General features: G+C 65.0%; 26 protein-coding genes, 1 tRNA gene and 1 other RNA gene. 13 read left to right on the top strand and 15 right to left on the bottom strand.

The window, feature by feature from the left end; genetic code table 11:
• Position 1 precedes the first annotated feature (1 nt).
• Complete coding sequence (gene tgt, locus OG203_RS23800; protein ID WP_405159488.1) at positions 2-1246, top strand: tRNA guanosine(34) transglycosylase Tgt; 1245 nt, start codon at positions 2-4, stop codon at positions 1244-1246.
• A gap of 51 nt (positions 1247-1297) precedes the next feature.
• Here tgt and OG203_RS23795 read toward each other — a convergent pair whose 3' ends face one another.
• Entirely contained in the window at positions 1298-2077 is a 780-nt protein-coding gene (locus tag OG203_RS23795; protein ID WP_405159487.1) for a queuosine precursor transporter, read from the bottom strand.
• Between the two features lie 29 nt (positions 2078-2106).
• On the opposite strand from OG203_RS23795, the gene OG203_RS23790 reads away from it, so the two are divergent.
• Positions 2107-2670: a DUF4190 domain-containing protein gene (locus tag OG203_RS23790; protein ID WP_405159486.1), complete on the top strand. Its 564-nt coding sequence runs from the start codon at positions 2107-2109 to the stop codon at positions 2668-2670.
• Positions 2671-2890: 220 nt separating this feature from the next.
• On the opposite strand, the gene OG203_RS23785 is transcribed toward OG203_RS23790, so the two are convergent.
• From OG203_RS23785 to OG203_RS23775, 3 genes are read right to left on the bottom strand one after another with little or no spacing between them, the layout of a single operon-like run.
• Positions 2891-3637, bottom strand: a complete 747-nt coding sequence (locus tag OG203_RS23785; RefSeq protein WP_405159485.1) for an RDD family protein — start codon at positions 3635-3637, stop codon at positions 2891-2893.
• 47 nt (positions 3638-3684) lie between these two features.
• Positions 3685-4602 carry a tRNA glutamyl-Q(34) synthetase GluQRS gene (gene gluQRS / locus OG203_RS23780; protein WP_405159484.1) on the bottom strand — a complete coding sequence of 306 codons (918 nt, stop codon included), beginning with the start codon at positions 4600-4602 and terminating at the stop codon, positions 3685-3687.
• Positions 4603-4650: 48 nt separating this feature from the next.
• Complete coding sequence (locus tag OG203_RS23775) at positions 4651-5136, bottom strand: DUF309 domain-containing protein (protein ID WP_405159483.1); 486 nt, start codon at positions 5134-5136, stop codon at positions 4651-4653.
• 419 nt (positions 5137-5555) lie between these two features.
• Between OG203_RS23775 and OG203_RS23770 the strand changes: the two genes are divergently transcribed.
• Positions 5556-5765 carry a DUF397 domain-containing protein gene (locus tag OG203_RS23770; RefSeq protein WP_357379921.1) on the top strand — a complete coding sequence of 70 codons (210 nt, stop codon included), beginning with the start codon at positions 5556-5558 and terminating at the stop codon, positions 5763-5765.
• A 143-nt stretch (positions 5766-5908) separates the two neighbouring features.
• On the opposite strand, the gene OG203_RS23765 is transcribed toward OG203_RS23770, so the two are convergent.
• Entirely contained in the window at positions 5909-7564 is a 1656-nt protein-coding gene (locus OG203_RS23765) for a cytochrome bc complex cytochrome b subunit (protein WP_405159482.1), read from the bottom strand.
• Positions 7565-7772: 208 nt separating this feature from the next.
• On the opposite strand from OG203_RS23765, the gene OG203_RS23760 reads away from it, so the two are divergent.
• Entirely contained in the window at positions 7773-9803 is a 2031-nt protein-coding gene (locus OG203_RS23760) for a WS/DGAT domain-containing protein (protein ID WP_405167981.1), read from the top strand.
• Positions 9804-9826: 23 nt separating this feature from the next.
• Here the strand turns inward: OG203_RS23760 and OG203_RS23755 are convergent, their stop codons facing one another.
• Genes OG203_RS23755 through OG203_RS23745 form a run of 3 tightly spaced genes read right to left on the bottom strand, consistent with a single transcriptional unit; the run spans position 9827 to position 10995 of the window.
• Entirely contained in the window at positions 9827-10468 is a 642-nt protein-coding gene (locus OG203_RS23755) for a class I SAM-dependent methyltransferase (protein ID WP_405159481.1), read from the bottom strand.
• Between the two features lie 40 nt (positions 10469-10508).
• Positions 10509-10709 carry a GNAT family N-acetyltransferase gene (locus OG203_RS23750; protein WP_405167980.1) on the bottom strand — a complete coding sequence of 67 codons (201 nt, stop codon included), beginning with the start codon at positions 10707-10709 and terminating at the stop codon, positions 10509-10511.
• Positions 10710-10731: 22 nt separating this feature from the next.
• Positions 10732-10995, bottom strand: a complete 264-nt coding sequence (locus tag OG203_RS23745; RefSeq protein ID WP_405159480.1) for a hypothetical protein — start codon at positions 10993-10995, stop codon at positions 10732-10734.
• An 862-nt stretch (positions 10996-11857) separates the two neighbouring features.
• On the opposite strand from OG203_RS23745, the gene OG203_RS23740 reads away from it, so the two are divergent.
• The 5 genes from OG203_RS23740 (at position 11858) to OG203_RS23720 (ending at position 18312) form a co-directional block, all read left to right on the top strand.
• Entirely contained in the window at positions 11858-13126 is a 1269-nt protein-coding gene (locus OG203_RS23740; protein WP_405159479.1) for a cytochrome P450, read from the top strand.
• Positions 13127-13136: 10 nt separating this feature from the next.
• A complete protein-coding gene (locus tag OG203_RS23735) occupies positions 13137-14357 on the top strand; it encodes a cytochrome P450 (protein ID WP_405159478.1) in 1221 nt (406 codons plus the stop codon).
• Between the two features lie 257 nt (positions 14358-14614).
• Positions 14615-16747, top strand: coding sequence for a bifunctional serine/threonine-protein kinase/ABC transporter substrate-binding protein (locus tag OG203_RS23730; RefSeq protein ID WP_405159477.1), 2133 nt, complete (start codon positions 14615-14617; stop codon positions 16745-16747).
• Positions 16748-16870: 123 nt separating this feature from the next.
• Positions 16871-17854, top strand: coding sequence for an adenosine deaminase (locus OG203_RS23725; RefSeq protein WP_405159476.1), 984 nt, complete (start codon positions 16871-16873; stop codon positions 17852-17854).
• A gap of 290 nt (positions 17855-18144) precedes the next feature.
• The gene (locus OG203_RS23720; protein ID WP_405159475.1) at positions 18145-18312 is read left to right on the top strand and encodes a hypothetical protein; all 168 of its coding nucleotides are present in this window, start codon (positions 18145-18147) and stop codon (positions 18310-18312) included.
• 89 nt (positions 18313-18401) lie between these two features.
• Here the strand turns inward: OG203_RS23720 and OG203_RS23715 are convergent, their stop codons facing one another.
• The 3 genes from OG203_RS23715 to OG203_RS23705 all read right to left on the bottom strand — a co-directional run bounded on the left by OG203_RS23715 (position 18402) and on the right by OG203_RS23705 (position 20258).
• A complete protein-coding gene (locus OG203_RS23715) occupies positions 18402-19082 on the bottom strand; it encodes a hypothetical protein (RefSeq protein WP_405159474.1) in 681 nt (226 codons plus the stop codon).
• 2 nt (positions 19083-19084) lie between these two features.
• Entirely contained in the window at positions 19085-20038 is a 954-nt protein-coding gene (locus OG203_RS23710; protein WP_405159473.1) for a M12 family metallopeptidase, read from the bottom strand.
• 135 nt (positions 20039-20173) lie between these two features.
• A tRNA-Ser gene (locus OG203_RS23705) sits at positions 20174-20258 on the bottom strand.
• A gap of 139 nt (positions 20259-20397) precedes the next feature.
• On the opposite strand from OG203_RS23705, the gene ffs reads away from it, so the two are divergent.
• Positions 20398-20492: signal recognition particle sRNA small type (ffs, locus tag OG203_RS23700), an RNA gene on the top strand.
• Between the two features lie 185 nt (positions 20493-20677).
• The gene (locus tag OG203_RS23695) at positions 20678-21967 is read left to right on the top strand and encodes an aminotransferase class I/II-fold pyridoxal phosphate-dependent enzyme (RefSeq protein WP_405159472.1); all 1290 of its coding nucleotides are present in this window, start codon (positions 20678-20680) and stop codon (positions 21965-21967) included.
• Positions 21968-22018: 51 nt separating this feature from the next.
• Here the strand turns inward: OG203_RS23695 and OG203_RS23690 are convergent, their stop codons facing one another.
• Positions 22019-22825 carry a methyltransferase domain-containing protein gene (locus tag OG203_RS23690; RefSeq protein WP_405159471.1) on the bottom strand — a complete coding sequence of 269 codons (807 nt, stop codon included), beginning with the start codon at positions 22823-22825 and terminating at the stop codon, positions 22019-22021.
• Positions 22826-23073: 248 nt separating this feature from the next.
• Here OG203_RS23690 and OG203_RS23685 point away from each other — a divergent pair, with 248 nt between their 5' ends.
• Complete coding sequence (locus OG203_RS23685; RefSeq protein WP_405159470.1) at positions 23074-23649, top strand: HhH-GPD-type base excision DNA repair protein; 576 nt, start codon at positions 23074-23076, stop codon at positions 23647-23649.
• A 68-nt stretch (positions 23650-23717) separates the two neighbouring features.
• Here the strand turns inward: OG203_RS23685 and OG203_RS23680 are convergent, their stop codons facing one another.
• The 3 genes from OG203_RS23680 to OG203_RS23670 are packed head-to-tail and all read right to left on the bottom strand — an operon-like array spanning position 23718 to position 24887.
• Positions 23718-24005, bottom strand: a complete 288-nt coding sequence (locus OG203_RS23680; protein ID WP_405159469.1) for a helix-turn-helix domain-containing protein — start codon at positions 24003-24005, stop codon at positions 23718-23720.
• Complete coding sequence (locus OG203_RS23675) at positions 24005-24535, bottom strand: DUF6879 family protein (protein ID WP_405159468.1); 531 nt, start codon at positions 24533-24535, stop codon at positions 24005-24007. The genes OG203_RS23680 and OG203_RS23675 overlap by 1 nt, the downstream gene beginning before the upstream one ends.
• Positions 24504-24887: a hypothetical protein gene (locus OG203_RS23670; protein WP_405159467.1), complete on the bottom strand. Its 384-nt coding sequence runs from the start codon at positions 24885-24887 to the stop codon at positions 24504-24506. The genes OG203_RS23675 and OG203_RS23670 overlap by 32 nt, the downstream gene beginning before the upstream one ends.
• Before the next feature lie 273 nt (positions 24888-25160).
• Between OG203_RS23670 and OG203_RS23665 the strand changes: the two genes are divergently transcribed.
• Positions 25161-25493, top strand: a complete 333-nt coding sequence (locus OG203_RS23665) for a hypothetical protein (protein WP_405159466.1) — start codon at positions 25161-25163, stop codon at positions 25491-25493.
• Positions 25494-25541 lie beyond the last annotated feature (48 nt).

The raw sequence follows: 25541 nt of genomic DNA, 5'->3' as shown, positions 1-25541 counted from the left end.
GGTGTCAGACCCTGGTTCCTTCTCGTTCACCGTCGGTACTCGCCTCGACGGGCGGCACGGCCGATCGGGCGTGATCAACTCACCGCACGGCGCGATCGCCACGCCCGCGTTCATCCCGGTCGGCACCAAGGCGACGGTGAAGGCGGTGCTGCCGGAGACCATGCGGGAGATCGGCGCGCAGGCGCTGCTGGCCAACGCCTACCACCTCTACCTGCAGCCTGGCTCCGACATCGTGGACGAGGCGGGCGGGCTCGGCACGTTCATGAACTGGCCGGGGCCGACCTTCACCGACAGCGGCGGCTTCCAGGTGATGTCGCTCGGCGTCGGCTTCAAGAAGGTGCTCGCGATGGAGGCGGTGGACGTTCGCAGCGACGACGTGATCGCCAAGGGCAAGGAGCGCCTGGCCACCGTCGACGACGACGGCGTCACCTTCCGCTCGCACCTGGACGGCTCGAAGCATCGGTTCACCCCCGAGGTGTCCATGGGCATCCAGCATCAGCTCGGCGCCGACATCATGTTCGCCTTCGATGAGCTCACCACGTTGCTCAATACCCGTGGCTACCAAGAGAATTCGCTGCAGCGCACGCACGAGTGGGCGCAGCGCTGCCTCGACGAGCACGAGCGACTGACCGCTGCCCGCACACATCGTCCGTACCAGGCGCTTTTCGGCGTGATCCAGGGCGCGCAGTACGAAGACCTGCGGCGCAAGGCCTGTCGCGGCCTGGAATCGCTGCGCGGCAGCGAGGGAACCAGTTTCGACGGCTACGGCATCGGCGGCGCGCTGGAAAAGAGCAACCTCGGCACCATCGTCGGCTGGTGCTGCGACGAACTGCCCGAGGCAAAGCCGAGGCACATGCTCGGCATCAGCGAGCCAGAGGACATCTTCACGGCGGTGGAGAACGGCGCCGACACCTTCGACTGCGTGAACCCGTCCAGGGTCGCCCGCAATGCCGCCATCTATGTCGCCGAGGGCCGATTCAACATCAACACCAGTCGTTTCCGGCGCGACTTCACCCCGATCGACGACACCTGCGACTGCTATACCTGCGCCAACTACACCCGCGCCTACCTGCATCATCTGTTCAAGGCCAAGGAGATCCTCGCGGCGACCCTGTGCACAATCCACAACGAGCGCTACACGATTCGGCTGGTCGACCGGATCCGCGAGAGCATCGAGGGCGGCTACTTCGATGAGCACAAGGCCGAGACGCTCGGTCGCTGGAAGGGGCGCGTTCCGACGCCGTAGTTGCGTGCCGCCCGCGACCCTGACCTGTGCCGGATCGCGGGCGGCAGCGAATCAGCTGACCAGCGCGGGTGTTTCGCGCGGAGCGTAGGTCGGCTCGTTCTTTTTGAGGAAGGCGATCACCCGATAGGTGATCGGGAGCACGATGACCTCCGCGAGCGTCTTCCACAGGAAGCCGACCACCACGTAGTTCACGAATTGTCCCCAGGTGTCGATGCCGATGGCGCTGGCCGCGATCGAGCAGAACAGCAGGGTGTCGCCGAGTTCGCCGACCACGGTCGAGCCGATCAGCCGCGCCCACAGGTGCCGCTCCTTGGTCCGCTCCTTGATCAGCACCAGCGTCGCCGAGTTGAGCATCTCACCGACGAAGTAGCCGACCAGGCCCGCGGCGACGAGTTGCGGTGTGTGCCCGAGGACATCGTGGAACGACTGCTGGCCGTCATAGAACTGGGCGGCGGGTAGCCAGATGGCGATCTCGAGGCAGACCACCATCAGCAGCAGGATGCCGAAGCCGAAGTAGATGGCACGGCGGGCGGCGCGGAAGCCGTAGACCTCACTGAGCACGTCGCCGATGATGTAGGCGAGGGGGAACAGGAACCAGGCGCCGTCGGTGGTGATCGGCAGGATCTCGATGGGGCCGAGCTTGACCGAATGGTCGGTGAAATACTGCACACCTTTGGTAGCGCAGATATTCGAGATGATCAACGTCGCGGTGAACAACGCCACGACCTGCGGATAGTACCCCCGCGCCACCTGGGCGAATGCCGCATGTTCCGGCGCGGGGTGCCCAGGTTCTGGGACTTCGGGTTTCGTCGTCTGACTCACGCGCTTCATCCAACCAGGTTGTGGAATACCCTGTAGCAATGACGAATCCCGGCGATTCCGACGAATGGTGGAAACAGTACGGCGGCCAGGGCGTATCGCCGGAATCCGGTGCGCAGAGCTCGGTTCCGCAATACCCGAACGCTGAACAGCCATCGGGGTACCCGTCGGCACCGCAATACCCGCAGCAACCCGCCCAGCCCATGACACCGCCGCCGCAGCAGCAGTACCCGGGCTACCAGCAGCCGCAGCAACAGTATGCGCAGCAACCCCAGCAGCCGTATGGCCAGCCGCAGCAATCGTTCGGCCAGCAGCCGAACTACGCCTACCAGCCCGCTTATCAGCCGTACGGGATGCCGCAGCAGCAGGGCACCAACGGCCTGGCGATCGGCGCGCTGATCTCCTCGCTTGCCGGTTTCGTCACCTGCGGTCTCGGCACGATCGTCGGGATCATCCTCGGCGTCATCGCGTTGAACCAGATCAAGCAGTCCGGTCAGGAGGGTCGCGGCATGGCGCTCGCGGGCATCTGGATCGGTGTCGGCGCGATCGTGCTCGCGGTCCTGTGGTTCGCCGTGGTGATCATCGCCGGATTCTCCAGCTCATAGCGACCGCTGAAAACACCTGAGGCGCACCCGATACCGGGTGCGCCTCGTGTTTATTCGGTCCCCATGTTGTCAGTGCCGTAATTCACTTAAATGCCGAACGCTATTAACGTCCGAATGCCATTGCCCCGAGAACTGGGGACTTGCGGTTCTTTCTTGGAAATGCAAAGTGGGTGTGCGCTGAAAAGCGCACACCCACTTGATGTTTGGAGCTCGAAGACGGTCAGCCCTTGACGACCTGGGTGCCGCCGGCGAACTTGTCGTGCCAGCCCTGCTTGTTCGGGTCCTGCTCGATGGTCACCGCGATGTAGATCGCCAGGAAAAACGAGGCGATCGCGCCGATGCAGTAGACGATGTTCAAAGCGACGAACAGGTTGCGCTTGAGCGAGGTCACCGGGTCGATCTTCGCCGCGCCACCGGGCGCGAGCACCTTGAGGCCGAGGATCTTCTTGCCGAGGGTGGCACCCTGGGACGTCTCCATCAGCACGTAGTAGCCGGTCATCAGCGCGTAGGCGACGACGGTGCCGAGGATGGCACCGGTGACGCCGCCGATCCCGATGGTGATCACCCAGTAGATGATGCCAGCCGGGATGCCGCTGATGATGCCGTCGATGACGCGGGCGCCGAAGCGGGTCAGCAGGTCAGCGGGCTGGCCACCGTAGTTGTTGAAGCCGCCCGGCTGCTGCGGGTACTGGCCGTACTGGTCCTGCGGCTGTCCGTACTGCGGCTGCTGGCCGTATTGCGGCGGCTGCTGCCCGTACTGCGGGGGCTGCTGTCCGTACTGGGGCTGCTGTCCGTACTGCGGCTGGCCGCCCTGCGGGAATTGCTGGCCGCCCTGCGGGAACTGTTGCCCGCCCTGCGGATACTGCTGACCGCCTTGTGGATGTTGCTGGCCGCCTTGGGGGTACGGCTGCCCATACGGCTGCCCGCCCTGCGGATATTGGTTGGGGTCGTACCCACCGCTTGTCATAGTTGTTTGTCCTCGTCGAGTGATCAGTAGTTGGACGAATGCGTACGTTACGGACATCGACTGCGTTGCAACAACCCATTCCCGTCGAGTATCCACGGTTCGCGTGGCAGATGTGCCGGGTCGAAGCTGTCGAGCAACTCCGCCGCCGAAGTTGCCGCATAGCCGAGTGAATGGGCGAGTGCGGCGACCACCTGGTCCGGCGTGTTGCCGAGCGCGCGTTGATCGGCGAGGGTCACCGCGCCGTCGCGCTTTGCCAGACGTTGGCCTTCAGCGTTGAGTACCAGCGGAACGTGCGCGTAATGCGGTACCGGAAGATCGAGCAGCGTAGCGAGATAGGCCTGACGCGGGGTGGACGGTAGCAGGTCGTCGCCGCGCACCACCTGGTCGACGCCCTGCGCCGCGTCGTCGACCACGACGGCGAGGTTATAGGCGGGAATGCCGTCGCCGCGCCGCAGCACCACGTCGTCCACCGGGGCGCGGTAGCGTCCGTGCAGGTCGTCGACGATCTCGAATTCGGTTGCGGCGGCGAGCAAGCGCAGCGCGGCCGGACGGCCCTCCTCGCGAAACTTGACGCGCTCCTGGTCGGTCAGGGTGCGGCAGGTGCCAGGGTAGGCGCCGAGCGGACCGTGCGGCGCCGTCGCCGCCTGCTGGATTTCTCTTCGCGTGCAGAAACATTCATAGGTGTGCCCGGCGGCGGTGAGCCGATCGATGGCGGCCTGGTAATACGGGAGTCGTTCGGACTGCCGGAACACGGGACCGTCCCAGTCGAGCCCGATCGCCGCCAGATCGTCCAGCTGTCGCTGCTCGGCGCCCGGTCGCACCCGATCCAAATCCTCGACCCTGATCAGGAAGCGCCGCCCGGTCGAGCGGGCGAACGCCCAGGCGAGCAGCGCCGTGCGCAGATTGCCAACGTGCAGATCCCCGGACGGGCTCGGCGCGTACCGTCCCGCGCCGAGTTCAGGCACGGGTCCGGCGCGGGCGGGATGACATCGACACGGTGCCCATCGTAGATATCAGGCCCGCAGCCGCGGCGTCAGCTCCGTCGGCGAGATCGGCGTCTGCGCGTCCAGGGCGTCGACCAGTGCCTGGGAGTAGGCGATCAGTCCGGTGCGGTCGATGCCGTAGGGCGCCTGCGTGCCGTCCTCCGGTTGGTACTCGGTCAGCCGGGTGACCGCGCGGGTCAGCAGGGTGCGCGCGCCCTTCGGATTACCGCGTTGGATGTGTGTGACACCGACAGCGAGTTGGGCGAGCGCCTGCCACAGCATCCGTTCGGCGAACGGCCCGTTCTTCCACGCGGCCTCTAATACCTCGTGCGCGTTGAATGCCAAACCGTCGTCCAGCAGTTGCTGAGCGAAGGTGAGGGTTTGCCGCGGTGACAGGTCCAGATCGTCGGGAATTCGGGCAACTCCGGCACTGCCTGGCGGTAGCGGACGGCCCAATCGGTCACGCGGACGAGAGTTAAGGGCGCGACCTGCGTCGTCGCGATCGCGGTCAACCATGACTTCCATCATGCCCGGCCTCGGTGGTGGCGTCGATGGGTCAGTGTCCGCGGCAGGAAACAATCGCTGATCACAGAGCAATCACATCGGCCGAAAAGTTTGCGGTTGACCGATCAACGGAATGGTCTCTAGCTGCTGGCAATGTTTCCGCAACATTTTAACTTCGCAACCTTGGCAGTTGCGATGATTTAATAAGCAAGAGACGGGCAAACTTTCGATAGAGCTGCTAGTGTTTATCGCGCGGGGGCAACCTCGTGGGGTGAATTCGCCCCGACGTACAGTGCGATAACGACGCACCGTGTGGTTGCGCGCTTCCGATAGGCGCACAGGGGATTCGGCGTTGCTTGGCCGGGTGCCGGTGCTAGTTAGAACGATGTCAGAAGAAATCTCGTTCTCGACGCAGCAAAGGAGCTAGTGCCGTGGAGGTTGATTTGACGGATGCTGTGTGGCGCAAGAGCACATACAGCGGCCCCGATGGAAACTGTGTGGAAGTCGCCTTTCTAGTCGACGGCAAAATCGCGGTCCGTGACACCAAGGACAACGGATATGGCCCGGTGCTGGCGTTTGCCCCGGGTCAGTGGGATGCATTTCTAACCGGAGTAGCGCAGGGGGAGTTCGGGCGCGCCTGATAACAGCAGGTCGCCTGAACAGGCACTACGGGCCCCGGGTCGGCACGGACTCGGGGCCTTCGCAATATTCGGACACCGGGGTTTCCGGCGTCCGAATACTTGCGTGTAGAGATAATGCGCGCCCGTCAGCTATTGGTCGTCGGCTATCGGGCTGAGCCGTTACCGCCCGAGCCGTTACCGTCCTGGCTATCGCGTTCCTGGTAATTGCGCAGCACCGCGAGCTGCCGACGCTCTTCCCTGTGGTCGGCCTCGTGATTGCCCTCGGACTCCTGCCACGGATCGGCACGGAAGAAGCTGCCGGTCCCCGGCTTACCCGCCAGGCCGAGCTTGCTCATCTTCTTCGGCACCGGTGCTCCCTGGTACTCCAGCGGGACCGGGTGCCCGTGCTCGTCCACCGGGCCGAGCGGCTGATGCAGCTCGATGTACTCACCGTGCGGCAGCCGCCTGATCACGCCCGTCTCGACGCCGTGCTCCAGCACCGCGCGGTCACTGCGCTGCAGGCCAAGGCAGATTCGATAGGCCACGAAGTAGGCGAGCGGCGGGATCACCAGAATGCCGATCCGGCCGGACCAGGTCGTCGCGTTGAGCGAGATGTTGAACTTGTAGGCGACGATGTCGTTCACGCACGACAGCGTGAGCACCACGTAGAACGCGATCGACATCGCACCGATCGCGGTGCGCACCGGCACGTCACGCGGGCGCTGCAGCAGGTTGTGATTCACCGCGGTGTCGCCGGTCAGCCGTTTCTCGATCCATGGATAGGTGATCAGCACCGTGAACACCAAACCCATGATCAGCGCACCCCACACCGGCGCAGGCACCGTGTAGCGGCCCAGATACAGCTCCCACGGCGGGATGAGGCGCATCATGCCGTCGGTCCACATCATGTAGAAGTCCGGCTGCGAACCCGCGGAGATCTGCGAGGGGTTGTACGGCCCCATGTTCCAGATCGGGTTGATCTGCAGCAGACCGCCCATGAGGGCCACGATGCCGAGGGTGAACGCGAAGAACGAGCCCTGATCCAGCGAGAACACCGGCACGATGCGCGCGCCGACCACGTTGTTCTCCGTGCGGCCAGGGCCGGGGAACTGGGTGTGCTTCTGATACCAGACCAGTGCGACGTGCGCCGCGATCAGCGCGAGCATGATGCCGGGGAACAGCAGCACGTGTGCGATGAACAGTCGCGGAATGATGATGATGCCCGGATAGTCGCCGCCGAACATCAGCCAGTGCATCCAGGTGCCGATCACCGGTAGGCCGAGCGTGATGGACGAGAACGCCGCACGCAGGCCGGTCCCCGAGAGTAGGTCGTCGGGCAGCGAGTAGCCGAAGTAGCCCTCGAACATCGCCAGGATCAGCAGCAGCGAGCCGATCACCCAGTTCGCCTCGCGCGGCTTGCGGAACGCGCCGGTGAAGAACACCCGGAACAGGTGCACGATGATCGACGCCGCGAAAAGTAGTGCGGCCCAGTGATGTACCTGTCGCACGAACAACCCGCCACGCACCTCGAACGAGATGTTCAGCGCGGTCTCGTACGCCCGCGACATGGTCACGCCGCGTAACGGCTGGTAGGAGCCGTTATAGACGACCTCGGTCATCGACGGATCGAAGTACAAGGTCAGATACACGCCCGACAGCAACAGGATGATGAAGCTGTACAGCGCGATCTCGCCGAGCAGAAACGACCAGTGCGTCGGAAAGACCTTGTTGATCGACCGCTTCAGAAAGTTCGCGGCCTGATATCGCTCATCGGCAGAATTCGCCTGCGCGCTGACCTTGCGACCGAGTTGAGTTGACATGGTCGACACCCCGCCCCTGGAGAGTGGTATGCGTTCTACTACAGACGGTAGCAAGGACTTCGGCCCGAATCGATAGGATTTCCCCGATTCACTTGCGGATCAAGATCATTCGGCTCGGCCGAGTCCCTCGAAATGAGGCCCTCGCCCGCCGCCCTCAACCCACCCAACCTGGGCCCGCCGGATTCGATACTGTCGGATGGTGAGTTCGATGCAGCCGCAGGACGCGACGATGTACTGGCTATCGGCCCGTACTCGCAACGACCTGTTCCTGCTCTACTGCTTCACCGACACCGACCGCCCCACCGCCGACCTGCGTGTCTCCGTCGCCGAACGCAGCGCAACCATCGCCGACCTGCGCGTCAGGGCGCGCAACGTGCCGCGCGACCTCGACTACCCGGCATGGGTACGATGCGATTTCGCCGCCAACCAGTTCATCGAACACGTACTGCCAGAACCAAATTGGGCACATTTACAGACCGCACTCGGCGAATTGACCAACACCGGCGTGAACGCAGCCGACCGACCATGGCGATTACACGTGTTCCGCGGCATCGTCGATGCGCCCGCGCCCATGGGGCCTGCGCTGGGCGCGACCGACCCGGGACTCCCGTTGGAACAGGGCGCAGGAGGGCTTACGTCCGGACAGGACGGCCCGGGAAGTACATCAGCGGAGGAGCGCGGGGGATCTGCGCTGAGGTCGAGCGGATCAGACCTGCCGCTGGAGCAGGGACTTACGCCAGAACCAGACGGCCCCGGATGTGCAGGGCAGAAGCGCGTGGAACCTGCGCTGGGCGCGACCGACCCGGGGATTCCGCTGGAGCAGGGCGCACAAGGGCTTACGCCCGGACGGGACGGCTCGGGGAGTACGGCAGGGCAAGAGCGCATGGGATCTGCGTTGGGGGCGAGCGGATCGGGGTTTCCGCTGGAGCAGGGCGATGTGCGGTTTACGCAGGAACCCGACGACCTGGGAAGTTCACCAGGACAGGATGATTCGGGCCCGGCGCTGGTAGTGGTTCTGCAGATGTCGCACGCTCTCGCCGATGGGCGGCGTGCCGCCGAGATCGCCCGGACACTGTTCGCCGCGGCGAACCTGGAGGCCGCACCGAAGTCTGTGGTGGGTGCACCTCGTACCGGTCGTCTTCCCGGCGCCCGTGCGCTGACCGCATTGGTGACGTGGGCGGGGTCGCTCGATGCCGAGGCGGTCGAATCGAGACCAACTGCCGCACTATCGGATTCGGCGCCGTCCGCCGTTGGCCTGCTGAAATCGACTGGCGCTGATCCCATCCTCAGGTTGGCGAGGCGGGCACGGGCGCTCGGCCTCCACGCATTCGATATGGGATCGGCTGCCAGGATTGGACATTCGGCAGTTCGCGTTCCGACTGGGTCGGTGATGCCCTCGCCGGTTGCTGTGGCGTTGGCGTTGCCTCTGCTGCCGATTCGGCTGGCACGGACGGCTGTTCGTGGCTACCAGGCATTTCGAGCCCAGCGGGAGCTTGCCGAGCGCACGGCGGCGGGGGAGCTGCCGCCGCCTGGGCCGGACTTTCCGCCCTGCCTGGTCAATCAGGCTGCGATGGAGGCGAATTCGTCGCATCAGGTGCGGATGATCGTGTGCGAGGCGGCGGCATTGCGTGTTCCCGGACGCACGGTGACCGTTGTCGTATTGACCGCCGTGTCGCTCGCGCTCGCGCGTTACCTCGACGGGCGGGGTGGTTCGGTGCGGCGGCTCGGCGCGCAGGTGCCGATGGCGCTGTCCGCGACCGCAACGCCCAACGCGCGCAACAACTACCGCAGCCTCAGCGTCGACCTGTTCATCGACGAACCAGACCTCCGCCTACGTGCGGACAAAATCGCCGCGACCATGGCCGATCGGCGCGTGCGAGCGCAGCACCCGTTGCTGACGGCCCAGGATCGCGTCACCGCCGTCGTCCCCGCCCCGCTGCTTCGCCGCGATATCGCCCGCTACCCCCTCGACACGGTTCCCGACGCCATCGCCGGTCACACCGTCGTCTCCAGCGTCCACCGCGGCCCGGCGAACCTCACCTTCGGCGGCGGCCGAGTCCGCTTCACCGGCGGCTTCCCCGCGATCGGCTCGGTCATGCGCCTGACCCACGGCGTCCACGGACTCGGCGACACCGTGACGATCTCACTCCATGCCGACGCCGCGACAGTTCCGGATCTCGACGCTTACACCGAACTGCTGCGCGCCGCATTGAACGAGGCAGCACGAACCTTGAAGTGATTGCGCTACAGCCTAATTCGAACCTAACCGTCGGCGGGTCTGTGCCACACCAGCGAATACCGCCAGTAAACCCGCCGCCGCACCCGCGCCCCGGGAAGCATCGTGGTGGCCTGTTGCCGCACCTGACGAGTCGTCAGCGGCGGATCGAGTACGACCGGCATCGCATCATGGCTCGGCTCGTTGGCATGCCAATTCCCGCGCCCGAGTCTCCGGAGAACCGCGAACGCGACTCCGAGAGCCCGGTGACCAGCCGCCGCCAAGAGCTCGACCGGAAGTTCCCGAGGTAGGTCAGCTCGTGGCAGCGCGACGACGGCGAGAACCCCGCCTGGTCGCAGCGCTGCGGCCAACACCGGCAAGACCTTCTCTAGCGGCATATGGTGCAGCGTGCTGATCGACACGATCGCGTCGTAGCTCGCCGCGGGCAGCGACTGCTCCAGTACGTCCCCCAGAATGCAGGTGACATTGCCAGGCGTCGCCTGCTTCGCGGCGTCGATCATCACCGGTGACCGATCGATGGCATCGACCTGTTCGGCATGCCGCGCCAGCTCGACCGCGAACGCACCTGCCCCACATCCGACATCCAGCACCCGCGCGCACGGGCTCGGCAACTGTCGCAGGAGAAACCGGTGGTAGAAGCTGTTGTGCTGCCATTCGATTCCAGCCATCAAGCCCACTCTGCCACAGCATTTCCGAACACCAACAGCACTACTCGAGGTCTAACGTCGCCGTGACCGTGTCACCGCTGACCGTCGACGCCGCCGCCCCGAGCAGCCTGCGCGCCGCCGAATTCTCGACCGTGGTAATCGCGACAACCCGACGCGCACCGATCGCCGCGGCAACCGCCCGCAGCTGCTCCGCCACCGCCCGACCCACACCACGCCCACGATCCGAGCGCCCGATCCACACCCCCGCCTCGAACCCATCCGCATCAGGCTGCAACCGGGCCGCCCCCCACAACCCGGCCACCCACCACGATCAGATACGTGTATTCCACCGGCGCGTCCACCAACAGCGCCCGCCCGCGATGAAATTCGAGAAACGCCCGCTGACACTCCGCATTCCACCCCGGCTCACCACCCACCGGCGGCATCACCTCCAGCGGATCCGCGTCGGCAACCGCCGCATCGAGTAGCAGCCCGAGGTTGTCCTCCGTTAGCGCCTCGAGCCTGACCGACTCCGTATTCCTGTGCACCGCAGCGAGCCTCCCGGACAGCTAAGCCCTGGTCAACGGAATTCGCAGGCGCGACCCTGTCCAGCTCCCGCGACCCCGTTGTCACCCAGCTCGCCAGCGACCGCCCGACTCTCAACGGCTCCGCAGCTGGAAAAAGTACGGCCCGAACAGCCGCCTCCGCACTGTCGTTCGTCGAGAGGGACATGGTGGCGGCGTTTGTCGAGAGACCTCCGCCACCATTTCCCCCTCGACAGCGCGCGGAGAGGTGGCGGGAAGAGCCGCCGGAATTAGTTCGGGGCCCCGCCGTCGAGACATCCGACGATGCCATGCTGATCGACCGGATCGTCGCGATCACCGGCCGCAACCCAAACTGGTCTGAGACTGTCAGTTCGCGCTGACCGATGGATTCCACTGTGGCCCCTTCTGTTTCGGTCAGCACCGATACCGCAGAAGGATCGGAGCTGCGGCGAACTGCTGTCGAGAACCAGCTGGGTCGTTAAGCATTCGTAGATTCCGTCCTACTCGGACACTGAACTAATCCCTGGTAGCGCAACCTATTCGCGGCTCCGCAACACCTGAAACCTGTTGCCACATAGAGAGAGACTTTGTCTCAATACTGCTACCGTGGGTCAGCCGTCATATCCTGGACGGCTGGCAGGGCCTACCGGCTTCGATCGGCGTTCGACCGGCGAAAACGCGTGTCCTGCAGGGACTGCGAGGGGGCGACGGTGAATCCACGGTTGCCGCACAGCGTTCCGGTCCTCGACGTGCACTCGTTAGCAGTGGTCACCTATGGTCGGGTGAAACCTGATACACCTCCGACCTTTCCCGAGGCACGAGACCGAGCCGCGTGCCCGCGCACCCACCGTCTGGAGTCACGTCCTTGACCACGTCATCCTTCGCCGCATCCGACACCGCCGCGCCCGGGGTCTGCCCCGTCCAGCACGGGTCACCCATCGATACCGATGGCCCCCGAGTGCTGCTGCACACCCCGGAGTTCGCCGCCGACCCGCATCGCGCCTACGCCGAGATGCGCCGTCAATACGGCTCGCTGGTGCCGATCGAGCTGGCCCCGGATGTGCCAGCCACCTTGGTGGTCGGCTACCAGGCTGCACTGCGAATCCTCAACGACCCCGAACACTTTCCGGCTGACCCACGCACCTGGCAGCAGCACATCCCCGACGACTCACCCATCAAACCGATGATGGAGTGGTACCCGAACGCACTGCGCAACAGCGGCGCCGCGCACGCGCGCTATCGGCAGGCCTACACCGCGGCCATCGACGGAATCGACTTGCACGCCCTGCATTCCACCGTCGAGCAGATCGCCATCCCGCTGATCAACACCTTCTGCGAGACCGGCTCGGCCGACCTGGTCACCCAGTACGCGTTCCCGCTGGTCTTCGAGGTGCTCAACCAAATGGTCGGCTGCTCAGCGGAACTGGGCCAGCGGGTCGCGACCGGCATGGCCGCGCTGTTCGACACCGTCAACGCCGCGCAGGGCATGCAGATGCTCAGCGAGGCGCTGTTGGAACTGATCGGCCTGCGCCGCGCGGAGCCCGGCGACGACGTCACCTCCCGACTAGCGCATCACCCGACCGACCTCGACGACACCGAAATGCTGTGCCAGCTCATCAGTTTCTACGGCGCTGGCATCGAACCGCAGCAGAACCTGATCATCAACACCCTGTTGCTGATGGTCACCGACGATCGCTTCGGCGGCGACGTCCTCGGCGGCAGCCTGTCGACCCGCGACGCCCTCGACGAGGTCCTGTTCAACGATCCGCCGATGGCGAACTTCTGCACCTCGTACCCGAGGCAGCCGATCCTGATCGACAACAACTGGTTGCCCGCCCATCAGCCGGTCCTGATCAGCCTCGCGGGCTGCAACAACGACCCCGAGATCCGCGGCGGCGACCGCGCCGGCAACCGCTCGCACCTGGCGTGGGCCGCCGGACCGCATGCCTGCCCGGCCAAGTCCGTCGCGTACCTGATCGTGCAGGACGCCATCGATCAGCTGCTCGACGCCATCCCGGAGCTGGAACTCGCCGTGCCAGCGGCCGAATTGGATTGGCGGCCAGGGCCTTTCCACCGCGCGGTCGCGGCACTGCCGGTCGTCTTCCCCAAGTCCCCTCCGTTGAACATGATGTAAGGAGCGTCCGATGGAGCATGAACCGATAGTTCTGGACACGACCGGTGCCGACATCCAAGGCGAGTCCGCGCGAATCCGTGCGCGCGGACCCGTCGCCGTAGTCGCATTACCCGGCGGCGTGCCCGCGTGGTCGGCCACCGACGCCGCGGTGCTCAAGAGCCTGCTTGCGGATCCGCGCGTGTCCAAAGATCCTCGGCAGCATTGGTCTTCGTTCATCAACGGCGAGATCACCGAGGCGTGGCCGTTGCTGCCGTGGGTCGCGGTGGACAACATGTTCACCGCCTACGGTGCCGACCATCGGCGGCTGCGGAAACTGGTCTCGCCCGCGTTCACCCACCGCCGCACCACGGCGCTGCGGCCGAGGATCGAGGCGATCACCGAAAACCTGTTGAACGCGCTGGCGGCCACGCTGCCCGGCGAATCAGTAGACCTGCGTGCGGGATTCGCGTACCCGGTGCCGATCCAGGTGATCACCGAAATGATGGGTGTGCCGGAACATCTCGGCGGCGGCCTGCACAAATGCGTCGACGGGTTCTTCGACACCTCGTTCACTCCCGAACAGGCGCAAGCCAATTACCTCGAGATGTACCGGCTCGTCAGCGAACTCGTCGCCTACCGGAGCGAGCACCCCGGCGACGACGTCACCAGCGTATTGATCGCCACCCGGGCCGAAGAGGACGGCTCGAAGCTGTCCGAGAAGGAACTCGTCGACACCCTGATGCTGGTCATCAACGCGGGTCACGAGACCACGGTCAACCTGCTCGACCAGGCGATCTTCGCGCTGCTGACCCACCCCGAACAGCGTGCCGATGTGGTCGAGGGCCGGGTGCCCTGGTCGGATCTGGTGGAGGAGACGCTGCGCTATGAGGCGCCGGTCGCGCACCTGCCGCTGCGCTACGCCGTCGACGACATCGACATCGGCGACATCCGAATCCCCAAGGGGGAGGCCATCCTCGCCTCCTACGCGGGCGCAGGACGTGACCCGAACCTGCACGGCCCGACGGCCGACCAGTTCGACGTACACCGCACCAACAAGGACCACCTGTCCTTCGGCCACGGCGCCCACCACTGCATCGGCGCCCCGCTTGCCCGCCTGGAAGCGGCGATCGCGCTCCCCGCCCTCTTCGAGCGCTTCCCGAACCTGAGGTTCGCGGTAGATCCGGCGCAGCTACAGCCTGTCGGCAGCTTCGTCTCCAACGGTCACCGCCAGTTGCCGGTGTACCTGGGGTAGGTCCAACCAGCGTGGGGTGTCGACCAACGGCATCCCACGCAATTCCTGCTTGATCTCCGGCGATCGTGGTCCGGCGGCAAGGCTCCCCGGAACGCCAGATTCTACAGTGCAGCAGGCTATCTCGAAGCTAGTATGGGTACGACGAGCGATGATGCATTCGGGTCGGGGTCCGGCGGCTCGTCGGTGCTACCCGCGGTCGGCGTCGAACTCGGTCGAGCGGTGCCCGGTTCGGCGGACTCGACGGCTGAGGGGACTGGATGCTGCGCCCTGGTGAGGTTTTCGCAGGATATGTGATCAAGCGTCAACTGGGTCGCGGCGGCATGGGGGCGGTGTATCTGGCGCAGCATCCGCGGTTGCCTCGGCTGACCGCGTTGAAGGTGCTCGATCCGGAGCTGTATACCGACAACGAGGTTCGGGCGCGCTTCGAGCGCGAGGCGGAGCTGGTCGCGCGGCTGGACCATCCGAACATCGTGACGGTGTACGACCGCGGTGTCGAAGAGGACCTGCTGTGGATATCGATGCAGTACGTCGACGGCATCGACGCCGCCGCCCTCGACCCGAAGGTGCTGCCGCCCGAGCAGGCGGTGGAGATCATCGCCGAGACGGCGAAGGCGCTCGACTACGCGCATGCGGCGGGCGTGCTGCACCGCGATGTGAAGCCCGCCAACATCCTGCTGGCCAGCGCGACCGCGGGCCAGAGCGAGCGGGTCCTGTTGACGGACTTCGGTATTGCCCGCCTGCGTGACGAGTCACGGCACCTGACCGAGAACGGAACGGTGACCGCGACGCTGGCGTACGCGTCGCCGGAACAATTGTCTTTCGCTCCCGTCGACCACCGATCCGACCAATACTCGTTGGCGTGCAGCCTGTTCTGGCTGTTGTCGGGCAAGTCGCCGTTCGCGGCGGGCAGTCCGGCCGCGATGATTGCCGGACATCTGCAGCATCCACCGCCTCGGGTGCACAGCCTGCGACCGAGCGTGCCGCCTGGCGTTGACGCGGTCTTGGCGAAGGCGCTGGCCAAGCGCCCCGGTGAAAGATTCGAGTCCTGTACGGAATTCGCGGCGGCGGTGCGGCAGGCGTTGGTGGAGCCGCGGTTCGCATTGCCCGACTCGAGGGACGCCAGGTCAGCAAGCCGGACGTTGCGCTACACCGGTATCGGAGTGTTGACACTGATCGTCGTGATCGCGATCGTGGCAGCAACCCGCTGGGCGACCGCCGACCACGCCGAGCCGAAGACCGGCACCACCGGACCCGTCGCGCAGCAGCCCATCGATTGGTCCGGCGCCGTCGCGCCCGGAACCAGCGGCGGACCGGCACTCTTCCAGGCGCTGACCCAGATCGACGCCGACGGCAAAGAGATGGCAAGGCCGAGCGCCGCGGCCAGTGCGGGCGGCGACGGTAAGGCCGTGTGCAAGCCGGTGACCATCGCGACGACGGCGATTGTCAATGGAAAGCCCGGCCGCAGTCTGCCCGGTGCCGTGCAGTTGGCCGTCGACCAGTTCACCAAGGCGAACCCCGAATGTCAGGTCACCGTAAAGCAATTCGACACCGGCGGGTCCCCGCAGACCGCGGCCGACATCGCTGGGCAGATCGTGGCCGACCCGTCGATCGTCGCACTGATCGGCCCGCAGTCCGCCGATATCCAGGCCACCGGCGGGATTTTCGATAACGCGGGCCTGCCGGTCCTGTTTCCGGGATCGACTCCCGCCGACCCTACGAAGGCCTGGCGCGGCTTCTTCCGCGGTCAGCCGACCGACGGGGTCTATCGCCGCGCCGTGGCCGAATACCTGCTCGGCTCAGCACATTTCGGAAAGATCTGCGTCGTCCACGACGACTCGGGATTCGGCAAGGGGATGGCGCACGACATCGTCGCGACTCTCGGCGCCGTGGCCGACCCTGGCTGTCGGGCCGAGGTCAAGCAGGGCGATCGGGACTTCACCGCGGTGGTGCGCAACGTCGTGGCCGCCAAGCCCGACGCGGTGCTCTACTCCGGTTACAGCGCCGAGGCGGCCGTGCTCACCCGGCAGTTGAAACAAGGCGGCGTTACCGCGACTTTCGTCGCGACCGAAGGCGCACTCGGGGTGGATTTCGTTGCCCAGTCGGAAGGTGCGGCCACCGGTGCGATCCTGTCGTGCCCGTGCGGTCCGGTCGTCGGCAAGTTCTATCTCGACTACCTGACCATGAACGACCAAGGTCCGGGCTTGAACGCCGTGGAAGCCTACGACCTGACCACGATCGCGCTGAACGGTATCGCATCCGGCCGCGCCACCCGCGCGGACCTGTTGGACTATCTGCACGGCTATGCGGGCACCGGCCTGGCGCGCACGTATCGGTGGTCGGCCTCCGGTGAACTGACGAACCCGGGGATCTGGATATACAAGATCAACTAGCCATCCGGTGCACGGACGCGATGTGACGTGGTCAACACGATTCGACAGGCGGAATCCCCGGCCGTCATCGCTGGCAATCCGCGGGTCGCGTCGACGCCACGGACCGAGGCTAGGATCCCCGGAATGCCCGTACCGAAAGCCGAATTGCATCTGCACATCGAAGGAACCCTGGAACCGGAGCTGGCCTTCGCGCTGGCCGAACGCAACGGAGCCGAGCTGCCGTTCGCCTCGGTGGACGAGCTGCACCACGCCTACCGGTTCGAGGACCTGCAGTCGTTCCTCGACCTGTACTACCGGCTGACGGACGTGCTACGGGTCGAGCAGGATTTCACCGACCTGGCCGAGGCGTACCTGGTCCGCGCCCGCGCGGCGGGCGTCCGGCATGCCGAGATCTTCTTCGATCCGCAAGCGCACACCGCGCGCGGGGTCCCCTTCTCGACCGTTATCGACGGCTTGTGGAAGGCGCTGCGCGACAGCGAACAGCGCTACGGCATCTCGACCAAGTTGATCCTGTGCTTCTTGCGCGACCTGTCGGCCGAATCCGCTCTCGAAACCCTGCGCTCGGCCGAGCCGTACCTGGATCGGATCGTCGCGGTCGGACTCGATTCGGCGGAGGTCGGTCATCCGCCCGCCAAGTTCGCCTCGGTCTATCAGCGGGCCCGCGAGCTGGGGTTGCGGGCGGTGGCGCATGCCGGGGAGGAGGGTCCGGCGTCGTATGTGGCCGAGGCGCTGGATGTGCTCGGTGTCGAGCGCATCGACCACGGGATACGGGTGCTGGAGGATCCGGTGCTGGTCCAGCGGCTGGTGCGGGAGCGGATTCCGCTGACGGTGTGCCCGTTCTCCAACGTGCGGCTGCGCGTGGTCGACAAGCTGTCCGACCATCCACTGCGGAAAATGCTCGAACTCGGCCTGGTCGCCACGGTGAACTCCGACGACCCGGCCTATTTCGGTGGCTATGTGCACGAGAACTTCGACGGGATCCGGGACGCCCTCGACCTGACCGTTGATCACCTACGCACCTTGGCCCGCAACTCCTTCGAGGCCTCGTTCATCGACGAGCGCGCCCGTGCCCGCTACCTCGACGAGGTCGACGCCTACTCGTTCTGAATCGGCCTTCGGCCCGCCTTGCCGGTGCCGCAACGACATTCGGCGTCGTGCGCCCGCGCATCTCGGTTCGAGTACCACCGAGATGCGCGGCGACTACGCGCTGCGGGGCTCAGTGGCAACCCTTCTTGGCGATGCTGCAATCATCGGGGTCGTTGCCGGAGAATTGTGTCTTGTCGTCGATGTTCAGTGCAATGTTCGGTGAGTTGTCGTCTACGAATATGCCGCCACCGTAATTTTTGGCGCCGTCTTTCGTGGCGTTGGCAAGGTTGTCGATTATTTTGCTGTCGGCAATGGATGATTATTTTGCTGTCGGCAATGGATACGGGTCAGCCGCGCGCCTGGTCGAGCTGGATCCGCGCTACGCCGATGTCATCTGCCGCCGGTTCCAGGAGCACACACGCACGGTCCCGCACCGAAACGACGGCGAGGCCGTAGATTTCACGGCCTCGCACGGTTGATGTTCGATCGTCTGTTGGTCAGAATTCGGCCACCTGGGCGATCTGCTCGGGTTCTCGGTGTGGGTTGAGGTGCCCGTCAGTGCGGGCGGCTATCTGGTTGGGGTGGTCGACGGAGGGCTCGTGGTCGGAGTCTTCTGCGGTGTCGGTGTGCCGGTCACGTCCGAGGGAAGGCTTGCGGGGTCCGGCAGTTTCGGCCGTGTGTTCTCGTCTGCGAACGGTTTCTGATGGGCGATGGCGTCGCGCATGCGTTTGACGGCATCCGGTTCGGCCTCACGGTTTGCCCGGTTCGGGCCGGTCAGTTCAGTAGCACCGAGCCCGTTGGCGATGGTGAGCCATTTCTTTTCGGCGTAGTACCTGGCGATGAACAGGTAGGACTTCCCGGCGGAGATCAGCGGCATACCGTCGACGACGATGAGGTCGTGGTTGCGTGCGATGCCGCCGATCTGGTTTACCACTACTTTGGCAGGCAGGTCACCTTTGAGTTCCGTGACGACCGACACCTGGAACTGAGTCTCGGGCGTGCCGGACGCCGGGGCCTCGGTGTGCAGGTACTTCTCTACAGTTCCGACGAAGATGGCGTCGGCCCAGCCGGCGACTGCTTTGGGATCGCCCGGATCGAATGCTGTATCGCTGGTGACCTGGACGACATTCGGTGCCGGTGGTTCCGGTGACGGCTGCGGCCCTGCACAGCCTGCCACGACAGCTGTGGCGAGCGCGGCGACGGCGAGGTGAACGACTCGCGCGGCGGCAGATTTGATGGTTGCGTGCATGATCAGGACGCTCCCCACATCGTTCGGTAGGAACTGTTATCGATGACTCCGAAGTCGAGTTTTGGTGTGACACTGGCGAACATGATGTTGTTCTCGCAGCTGTGACGCAGCCCTAGCGCATGACCCATCTCGTGCAGGACGGTGTTTTTGTTCAGGTCGGGGCCGTATGTGTCCATGTAGTGCGAGTTGAGCCTGATGTCGGCGTTCTTGGTGTAAAGCCCGACGTAGGAGACGTCGGCACGATTTTCGTCGAACACATGGATGATGGGTTGCCGGTCACCGACCGACACCACTTTTACGCGCCCCTTGGAGTTCCACGACTGGATTGCGTTGTCGACTTCGCTCTTGTATTTGGACTGATTGAAGATGGTCAGCACAGGTGTCGGGTTCGTGGAGACCGATGAAAAGTTCTCGGGTTCGAGGTGGTCCATCTCCGCACGCACCACGCGCGGCAACTCGGTCTGCTCGCACGGGTTGGACGGGATCACTCCCCGACGGGCGAGCTTCTTGAGGATGCCGAACAGCACACCGTGTTTGTTCGCAATGGTTTTCGCGGCGTTGCCGACGTTCTCGGCGAGGTGGTTGATCCACCGGCCGATCACCGTCTCGCAGAACACCGTCACCGGGGAGAGGGCTCCGAAGAACGGCTCGATGTCGTTGACCAGCACGCGGCGGTAGCGATGCCGGGTGCCCGGCTTGACGCCGGTCATGCTGTCGATGATCTCGGTGAAGGCGTCGTGAATATAGGGCACCACCGAGGCGGCGTCGGTGTTCTCGGCTTCGGTGTAGAGGAAGTTCAGCGCCTCGACCGGACCGTAGAGACCCAGGACCGACTGCCAGCGCTCGGCCTCGTCGAGAGTGTCGAAGCGTTCGGAGCACTGACGTTTGTTGTGCCGGTAGAGGACTTGGAAATAAGAGGGGCCGCGCTTGGTGGTGCGTTCGCGGATACTCGACATCTGGTTACCTTCGGGTCGCGCCTACAGGGTTGTGGGTGCGCCGAATCGAGCCTCAGATGCAACGGTCGTGTTGACCGCATGTTGACCGCAACCCGGGGGCTATCCGAAAATAGCCCCCGACCTGCGTCTTCTCTGCGGAGGATAGGGGATTTGAACCCCTGAGGGCGTTAACCCAACCCGCGTTCCAGGCGAGCGCCATAGGCCACTAGGCGAATCCTCCGTGGAGCAGCATACCGGGTCGGGGAGGGTAGACGCCAAACGGGTCCGTTCGGACCCGTAAAGTCCCAGTTCGGCATGGTTTTCACCCGGTTTCGGGCACCCAGTGGAGGGGAATGGGCGGGGGAGCGGCTACACTGGCCGACGGATCCCGCGCGGCGCGCATCCTGTGAACTCCCCCAGGGCCGGAAGGCAGCAAGGGTCAATGGGCTCTGCCGGGTGCGCGGGGTCCCCTTAATTTCGAGGGGCCCCCGCACGGACCGAAGTCCGGCTGTCGAATAACGCCTCCAAATCCGAGCAACGCACGGGTAACGTGAACTACGGTCCGGCGACGCACGATGCGCTCGGCGGGCCGACTGTCCGGCCGCCGCACATCGGTCTGGCCACAACCCACGTCCCCGCTGTTTCGAAAGGCTGCCCAGGATGCCCCGGCAAACGCAGATCGGTTTGATGAGCCACGAGGAACTCGTGTCCGAACACGATACTCAGCACGCGAACTATGCGACGCTCAAGACCGAGAAGCTCACGCTGGATCTGACGAGGGGCAAACCCTCGCCGGAACAACTCGACCTCTCCCTCGACCTGCTCTCGCTGCCCGGCGACGGCGACTATCGCGACGGCTCGGGCACGGACTGCCGCAATTACGGTGGCCAGCAAGGACTTCCGGAACTGCGCGCGATCTTCGGTGAGCTGCTCGGCATCCCGGTGGACAACCTGCTCGCGGGCAACAACGCCAGCCTCGAGCTGATGCACGACGTGCTCGCCTTCGCGATGCTGTACGGCACCAACGACTCCGAGCGCCGGTGGGCCGCCGAGGACAAGCTGAAGTTCCTGTGTCCGACCCCCGGTTACGACCGGCACTTCTCGATCACCGAGGTGCTCGGCTTCGAGATGATCCCGGTCCCGATGCACCATGACGGCCCGGACGCGCACGCCATCGCCGAGTTGGTCGCGAACGACCCGCAGATCAAGGGCATGTGGGTGGTGCCGAACTACGCCAACCCCTCCGGCGTCAACTACTCCGAAGAGGTTGTCCGAGAACTGGTTTCGATGCCCGCCGCGGCACCGGACTTCCGCCTCATCTGGGACAACGCCTACGCCGTTCACCCGCTGACCGACACCGCGGCGCCCGTGTACGACGTGCTCGGCCTCGCCGCCGCGGCCGGAAACCCCAACCGCCCCTTGGTATTCGCCTCCACCTCGAAGATCACCTTCGCCGGTTCGGGCGTCAGCTTCCTCGGTGGTTCCGCCGCGAACCTGAACTGGTACCTCGGGCATGCGGGGAAGCGGAGCATCGGCCCGGACAAGATCAACCAGCTGCGTCATCTGCGTTTCTTCAAAGACGCCGACGGCGTGCGCGCGCACATGCAGAAGCACCGCGCCGTTCTGGAGCCGAAATTCGCCGCGGTACTGCGGATTCTGGAGGACCGGCTCGGCGCGTCCAAGGTCGCGTCCTGGACGGAGCCGAAGGGCGGCTACTTCGTCAGCCTGGATGTCATGGAGGGCACCGCGGGGCGGGTGATCGCCCTCGCCAAGGACGCAGGCATCGCGCTCACCGCCGCCGGTTCGGCCTTCCCGCTCCGGAATGACCCGGAGGACAAGAACATTCGGATCGCGCCGAGCTTCCCGAAGCTGCCCGAATTGGAGAAGGCGATGGACGGCCTCGCCACCTGCGTGTTGCTCGCGGCCACCGAGAAGCTGCTCGACAAGTAGACGAAACAGCGGGCGCGTACCTCGGTACGCGCCCGCTGTGGGTGTCCTTGATCAGTTCGGTTTGTGCGCGAGCACCGCGAACATCGTCACCGAGAGGTGGATATCGCCGCTGGCCGCGCCCGCCTCGAGGTCCTCGACCAGCCGCGCGCGCTGCTCCTCGGTGATCACGCCGCGTGCCACCGCCATCGCGGAAATGCGGGTGACCAGCGAGCCGACGCCGACCGTGCGGTCCTGCACCAGCGCGTGCGAGCCGATATCGTCGATCACCAAGCCCGCCTTGGTCAGCTGGCCTGGCAGCCTGCGACCGGAGAACGGGTTGGTCGTCGCGGAGATCAACGTGTCGACCACCTCGCGGACCACCTGACGCTCGCCCGGATGCATGATCGCGGTGCCCCAGTCGCTGTCAACCACCACGACCCGGCCACCGGGACGCAGCACCCGCGCGATCTCGTTGGCGGCGCGGGCCGGCGCGGTCAGATGCTGAAACACTCGCTCGCACAACGCGGCATCGAAACTGCTCGCGCCGAACGGCAGGCCGTAGGCGTCGCCGGAATGGAACTTGGCGGTCGAACCGGTCTTGGCGGCGCGGCGTTCCGCGGAGGCGAGCAGGTTCGGGTCCGGCTCGACGCCGACCGCCGCTCCGTCGGGACCGACCGCGTCCGCGAAGGTCATCACCTCCGTGCCAGTGCCCGAGCCGATATCGAGCGCGTGCTCGCCAGGCCGCAGTGCGAGCGCGTCGTGGGCCCAATCCCGCAACCTGCGGATACCGGGCAGCGCGGCTTGTAAGTCGCGAACGTCGACGAGTTGATCCTGGCCTGCTCGATCGAACCGATCGGGGCGCAAAGTGTAGGTGTCCATGGGCCCGTGTCCATCCCTAGCCGTGGCCACCTCGTGGGGTGCCGATGTAGGTACTGCCGTCTGCTGAGGCATGCGCAGGAGCCTACGCGGGGCCCTATAGCGACGCGCGCCAGGTATGTGAGGACCGTCACGAAATCGGGTTTCATGAGCAACGGGGACCGCGATGAGCAGGACGCCTTCACGCCGTGATGACAAGTGAGATGATCGAATCCGTCCGAGCAGGTTTGTCACGGTGGGAAGGAATGGCGATGAGTCGCAAGCTTTGCCTGGCGCAAGACGTCGAGGCGGACGAGCTATTGACCGAGGACCACTTCGCCACCCTGCTCGGCATGCTGCTCGACCAGCAGTATCCGATGGAGCACGCGTTCCGCGGCCCGAAGAAGATCGCCGACCGGATGGGCGGCTTCGACATCCACCGCATCGCCGAGGCCGACACCAAAGAATTCGAAGACCTCTGCGCCACCCCACCCGCCATCCACCGCTACGGCCGCTCGATGGCGCGTCGCGCCCAGGAACTCGCCCGCTACATCATCGAGAACTACGACGCGAAAACCGAGAACCTGTGGAAAACCGACAAACCCGACGGAAACGAGGTGCTGCGCAGATTGAAAGCCCTGCCCGGTTTCGGCGAACAGAAAGCCAAGATCTTTCTGTCGCTGCTCGGTAAGCAGCGCGGGGTGCAGCCGCCGGGTTGGCGGGAAGCGGCCGGTGCCTACGGCGACGAAGGTTCCCGCCGCTCCGTCGCCGATGTGACCGATGCCGAATCGTTGGCGCAGGTAAGGGAATTCAAGAAGCAGGCGAAGGCGGCGGCGAAACAGGGGTAGTGTGGAGGTACTCGGCGTGCGATATGGTCGCACGCCACCATATCTATTCCGGTACTGGACCGCACCGCCTATCCAGTGCTGCACCGATCAACGCCCGCGCCGGCTTGCCAACCAGCGCCTGCCTGGCGAGGATTTCGAACGCGCGGGTGTAGATCGCGATCTCTCGCGGTTGAGTGATAGCCAGCTAGAATGCGGAAGCGATGGTCGCCGCGATAGAGAACCTGTTGTCGCTCGACTTTCGATTGATGCCACCCCGCCAGCTCGGCGAGTTGGCGCCCGGACATCCCGGCGGTGCGGCGCATCTCTCTGAGCCGCTGCCCGAGCGCTTCCCTCGCTTCCTGAACGTTATTCGTCACTACTCGGTACTAGTGGCGTCTTGGTCGACGTACTGGGCGTACGGCGTCGCCAGCTCCCACAGACGCTGTTTCACAGAACGGCAATAGGCGGCGATATTCGGATCAGTGGTTATCGCCGCGCCTGCCGCCTTTCCGTTCTCATCAACTAGGTTGAAGGCAACCAGCTCGTCATCGAACAGCCACCAGTCATCGGGCGGCACGGCGCCGGCGTGCTGGCGAGGCAAGTACCGAATGTCCTCGCCCGCTCCGACATTGCGCGCGGCGACTGCTAGACACCAGCGCTGATAGTCGGAATGCGGAATAGTGACGACGCGGACCCGACTTAAGGTGACGCCCCGAGCAGTGAGCTCCCGCGCGCTGGCAGCCCAGTCCTGAAACCAGGCGTAGTCGTCGGGCTCATTGTCGAGAAAGCGCCGGAACGGCTCGGACTCGATCGGCACCACGTACTCGTCCCTGACCTCGAGGTGAAACGCTGCACGTCGGCATTCACGGAATAGGTCAGGCCAGGGGTTGGATTGCCGCAGTTGCACCGTAGAAGGTCCTCTCTGTCTTCGGTACCTCTATCGCCGTCTCGTCGTCGGCAAGGTGTAGCTGGTCGAGCGTTTCAGCGTCGGTGATCGGCCGCCCGGTGATTCTGAAGGTACCGCGTCCGGTGTCGGTGAGCGGGGCGCCGACAAATGTCCGTGATTCCGCGAATCCGAGTATCAGGTGCGGGATTTCGATGGTTCCGGGTTGTCCCGTTTGCCACCCCTGGATCAAGTAACTGCCGTGGTCAGTGGCATACAACGCCGGGCAGTCGTTTACCGTCGAGCCACCCTTACCGAGGAACGTCAGACGCATGGGTTTGCCCCCTGCTAGTGGGAAGCACTGGGATTCCAGCACTGATCCAATGGTCGCGCGCCGCCTCACAATTCATGTTCGAACAGCCGAACTCGGACAAGTTTGGGCAAGCTGATGGACCGCAACGGACGCCCGTTCGTAGCGTCGGAGCTGGCGCTTGGGACTGGTGGCATCGACCTGGTCCCGAGCCGCCTACCACTCACCACAGTTCAGTGCGTGCCGAATAACAGTGCAGTGGCGGGTTACTGGCAGTGGGTGGGCATTGCTGGGGATGGCGGTTTACCGGGATGGTTTTGGGCGGAAGGGAGTGGTCTGATGAGGCGACGTCCAGCGGCGGTCGGGTATTTGCGTCGAGATGTTTCCGGGGCGCGACAGCAGTGGGATGAGGTGCTTATCCGGAGTTTGGCGCAGCGGTTCGGGTATGACCTTGCCAAGACTGTGGTGTTCGGTGCGGAGACCGACGACGTCATCGGGCGGTTGATGACGGTGGCGCAGCGGCTCGACTCGGATGCGGTGATCGTGCCGAGCACAGCGCATTTCGGCGGCGATGTGCCCGAGGAACTGGTGCAGGTGTGCGATGTCATCACCGTGGCACCGGAGAACACTTACGCTCGCCGTCCGAGTTCCCCTTTTGCCGACGGGGCGTGAGAACTCCGCCCCCGTCGAGCCTCGCGGAATTGGTTGGCGCCGCACACA

This window comes from Nocardia sp. NBC_01499 (assembly GCF_045040275.1).
In the GTDB taxonomy this organism is placed as follows: domain Bacteria; phylum Actinomycetota; class Actinomycetes; order Mycobacteriales; family Mycobacteriaceae; genus Nocardia.
Note: the sequence above shows the minus strand (reverse complement) of the source record. Positions and strands in the feature narration are given on the sequence as shown.

What these genes read in the sequence shown, in the direction of transcription:
- OG203_RS23795 (WP_405159487.1), bottom strand. Translation starts at nt 2,077, where the DNA reads ATGAAGCGCGTGAGTCAGACGACGAAACCCGAAGTCCCAGAACCTGGG.
- OG203_RS23790 (WP_405159486.1), top strand. Translation starts at nt 2,107, where the DNA reads ATGACGAATCCCGGCGATTCCGACGAATGGTGGAAACAGTACGGCGGC.
- OG203_RS23785 (WP_405159485.1), bottom strand. Translation starts at nt 3,637, where the DNA reads ATGACAAGCGGTGGGTACGACCCCAACCAATATCCGCAGGGCGGGCAG.
- OG203_RS23775 (WP_405159483.1), bottom strand. Translation starts at nt 5,136, where the DNA reads ATGGTTGACCGCGATCGCGACGACGCAGGTCGCGCCCTTAACTCTCGT.
- OG203_RS23765 (WP_405159482.1), bottom strand. Translation starts at nt 7,564, where the DNA reads ATGTCAACTCAACTCGGTCGCAAGGTCAGCGCGCAGGCGAATTCTGCC.
- OG203_RS23760 (WP_405167981.1), top strand. Translation starts at nt 7,773, where the DNA reads ATGCAGCCGCAGGACGCGACGATGTACTGGCTATCGGCCCGTACTCGC.
- OG203_RS23755 (WP_405159481.1), bottom strand. Translation starts at nt 10,468, where the DNA reads ATGGCTGGAATCGAATGGCAGCACAACAGCTTCTACCACCGGTTTCTC.
- OG203_RS23735 (WP_405159478.1), top strand. Translation starts at nt 13,137, where the DNA reads ATGGAGCATGAACCGATAGTTCTGGACACGACCGGTGCCGACATCCAA.
- OG203_RS23730 (WP_405159477.1), top strand. Translation starts at nt 14,615, where the DNA reads ATGCTGCGCCCTGGTGAGGTTTTCGCAGGATATGTGATCAAGCGTCAA.
- OG203_RS23725 (WP_405159476.1), top strand. Translation starts at nt 16,871, where the DNA reads ATGCCCGTACCGAAAGCCGAATTGCATCTGCACATCGAAGGAACCCTG.
- OG203_RS23720 (WP_405159475.1), top strand. Translation starts at nt 18,145, where the DNA reads ATGGATGATTATTTTGCTGTCGGCAATGGATACGGGTCAGCCGCGCGC.
- OG203_RS23715 (WP_405159474.1), bottom strand. Translation starts at nt 19,082, where the DNA reads ATGCACGCAACCATCAAATCTGCCGCCGCGCGAGTCGTTCACCTCGCC.
- OG203_RS23710 (WP_405159473.1), bottom strand. Translation starts at nt 20,038, where the DNA reads ATGTCGAGTATCCGCGAACGCACCACCAAGCGCGGCCCCTCTTATTTC.
- OG203_RS23695 (WP_405159472.1), top strand. Translation starts at nt 20,678, where the DNA reads ATGCCCCGGCAAACGCAGATCGGTTTGATGAGCCACGAGGAACTCGTG.
- OG203_RS23690 (WP_405159471.1), bottom strand. Translation starts at nt 22,825, where the DNA reads ATGGACACCTACACTTTGCGCCCCGATCGGTTCGATCGAGCAGGCCAG.
- OG203_RS23685 (WP_405159470.1), top strand. Translation starts at nt 23,074, where the DNA reads ATGAGTCGCAAGCTTTGCCTGGCGCAAGACGTCGAGGCGGACGAGCTA.
- OG203_RS23665 (WP_405159466.1), top strand. Translation starts at nt 25,161, where the DNA reads ATGAGGCGACGTCCAGCGGCGGTCGGGTATTTGCGTCGAGATGTTTCC.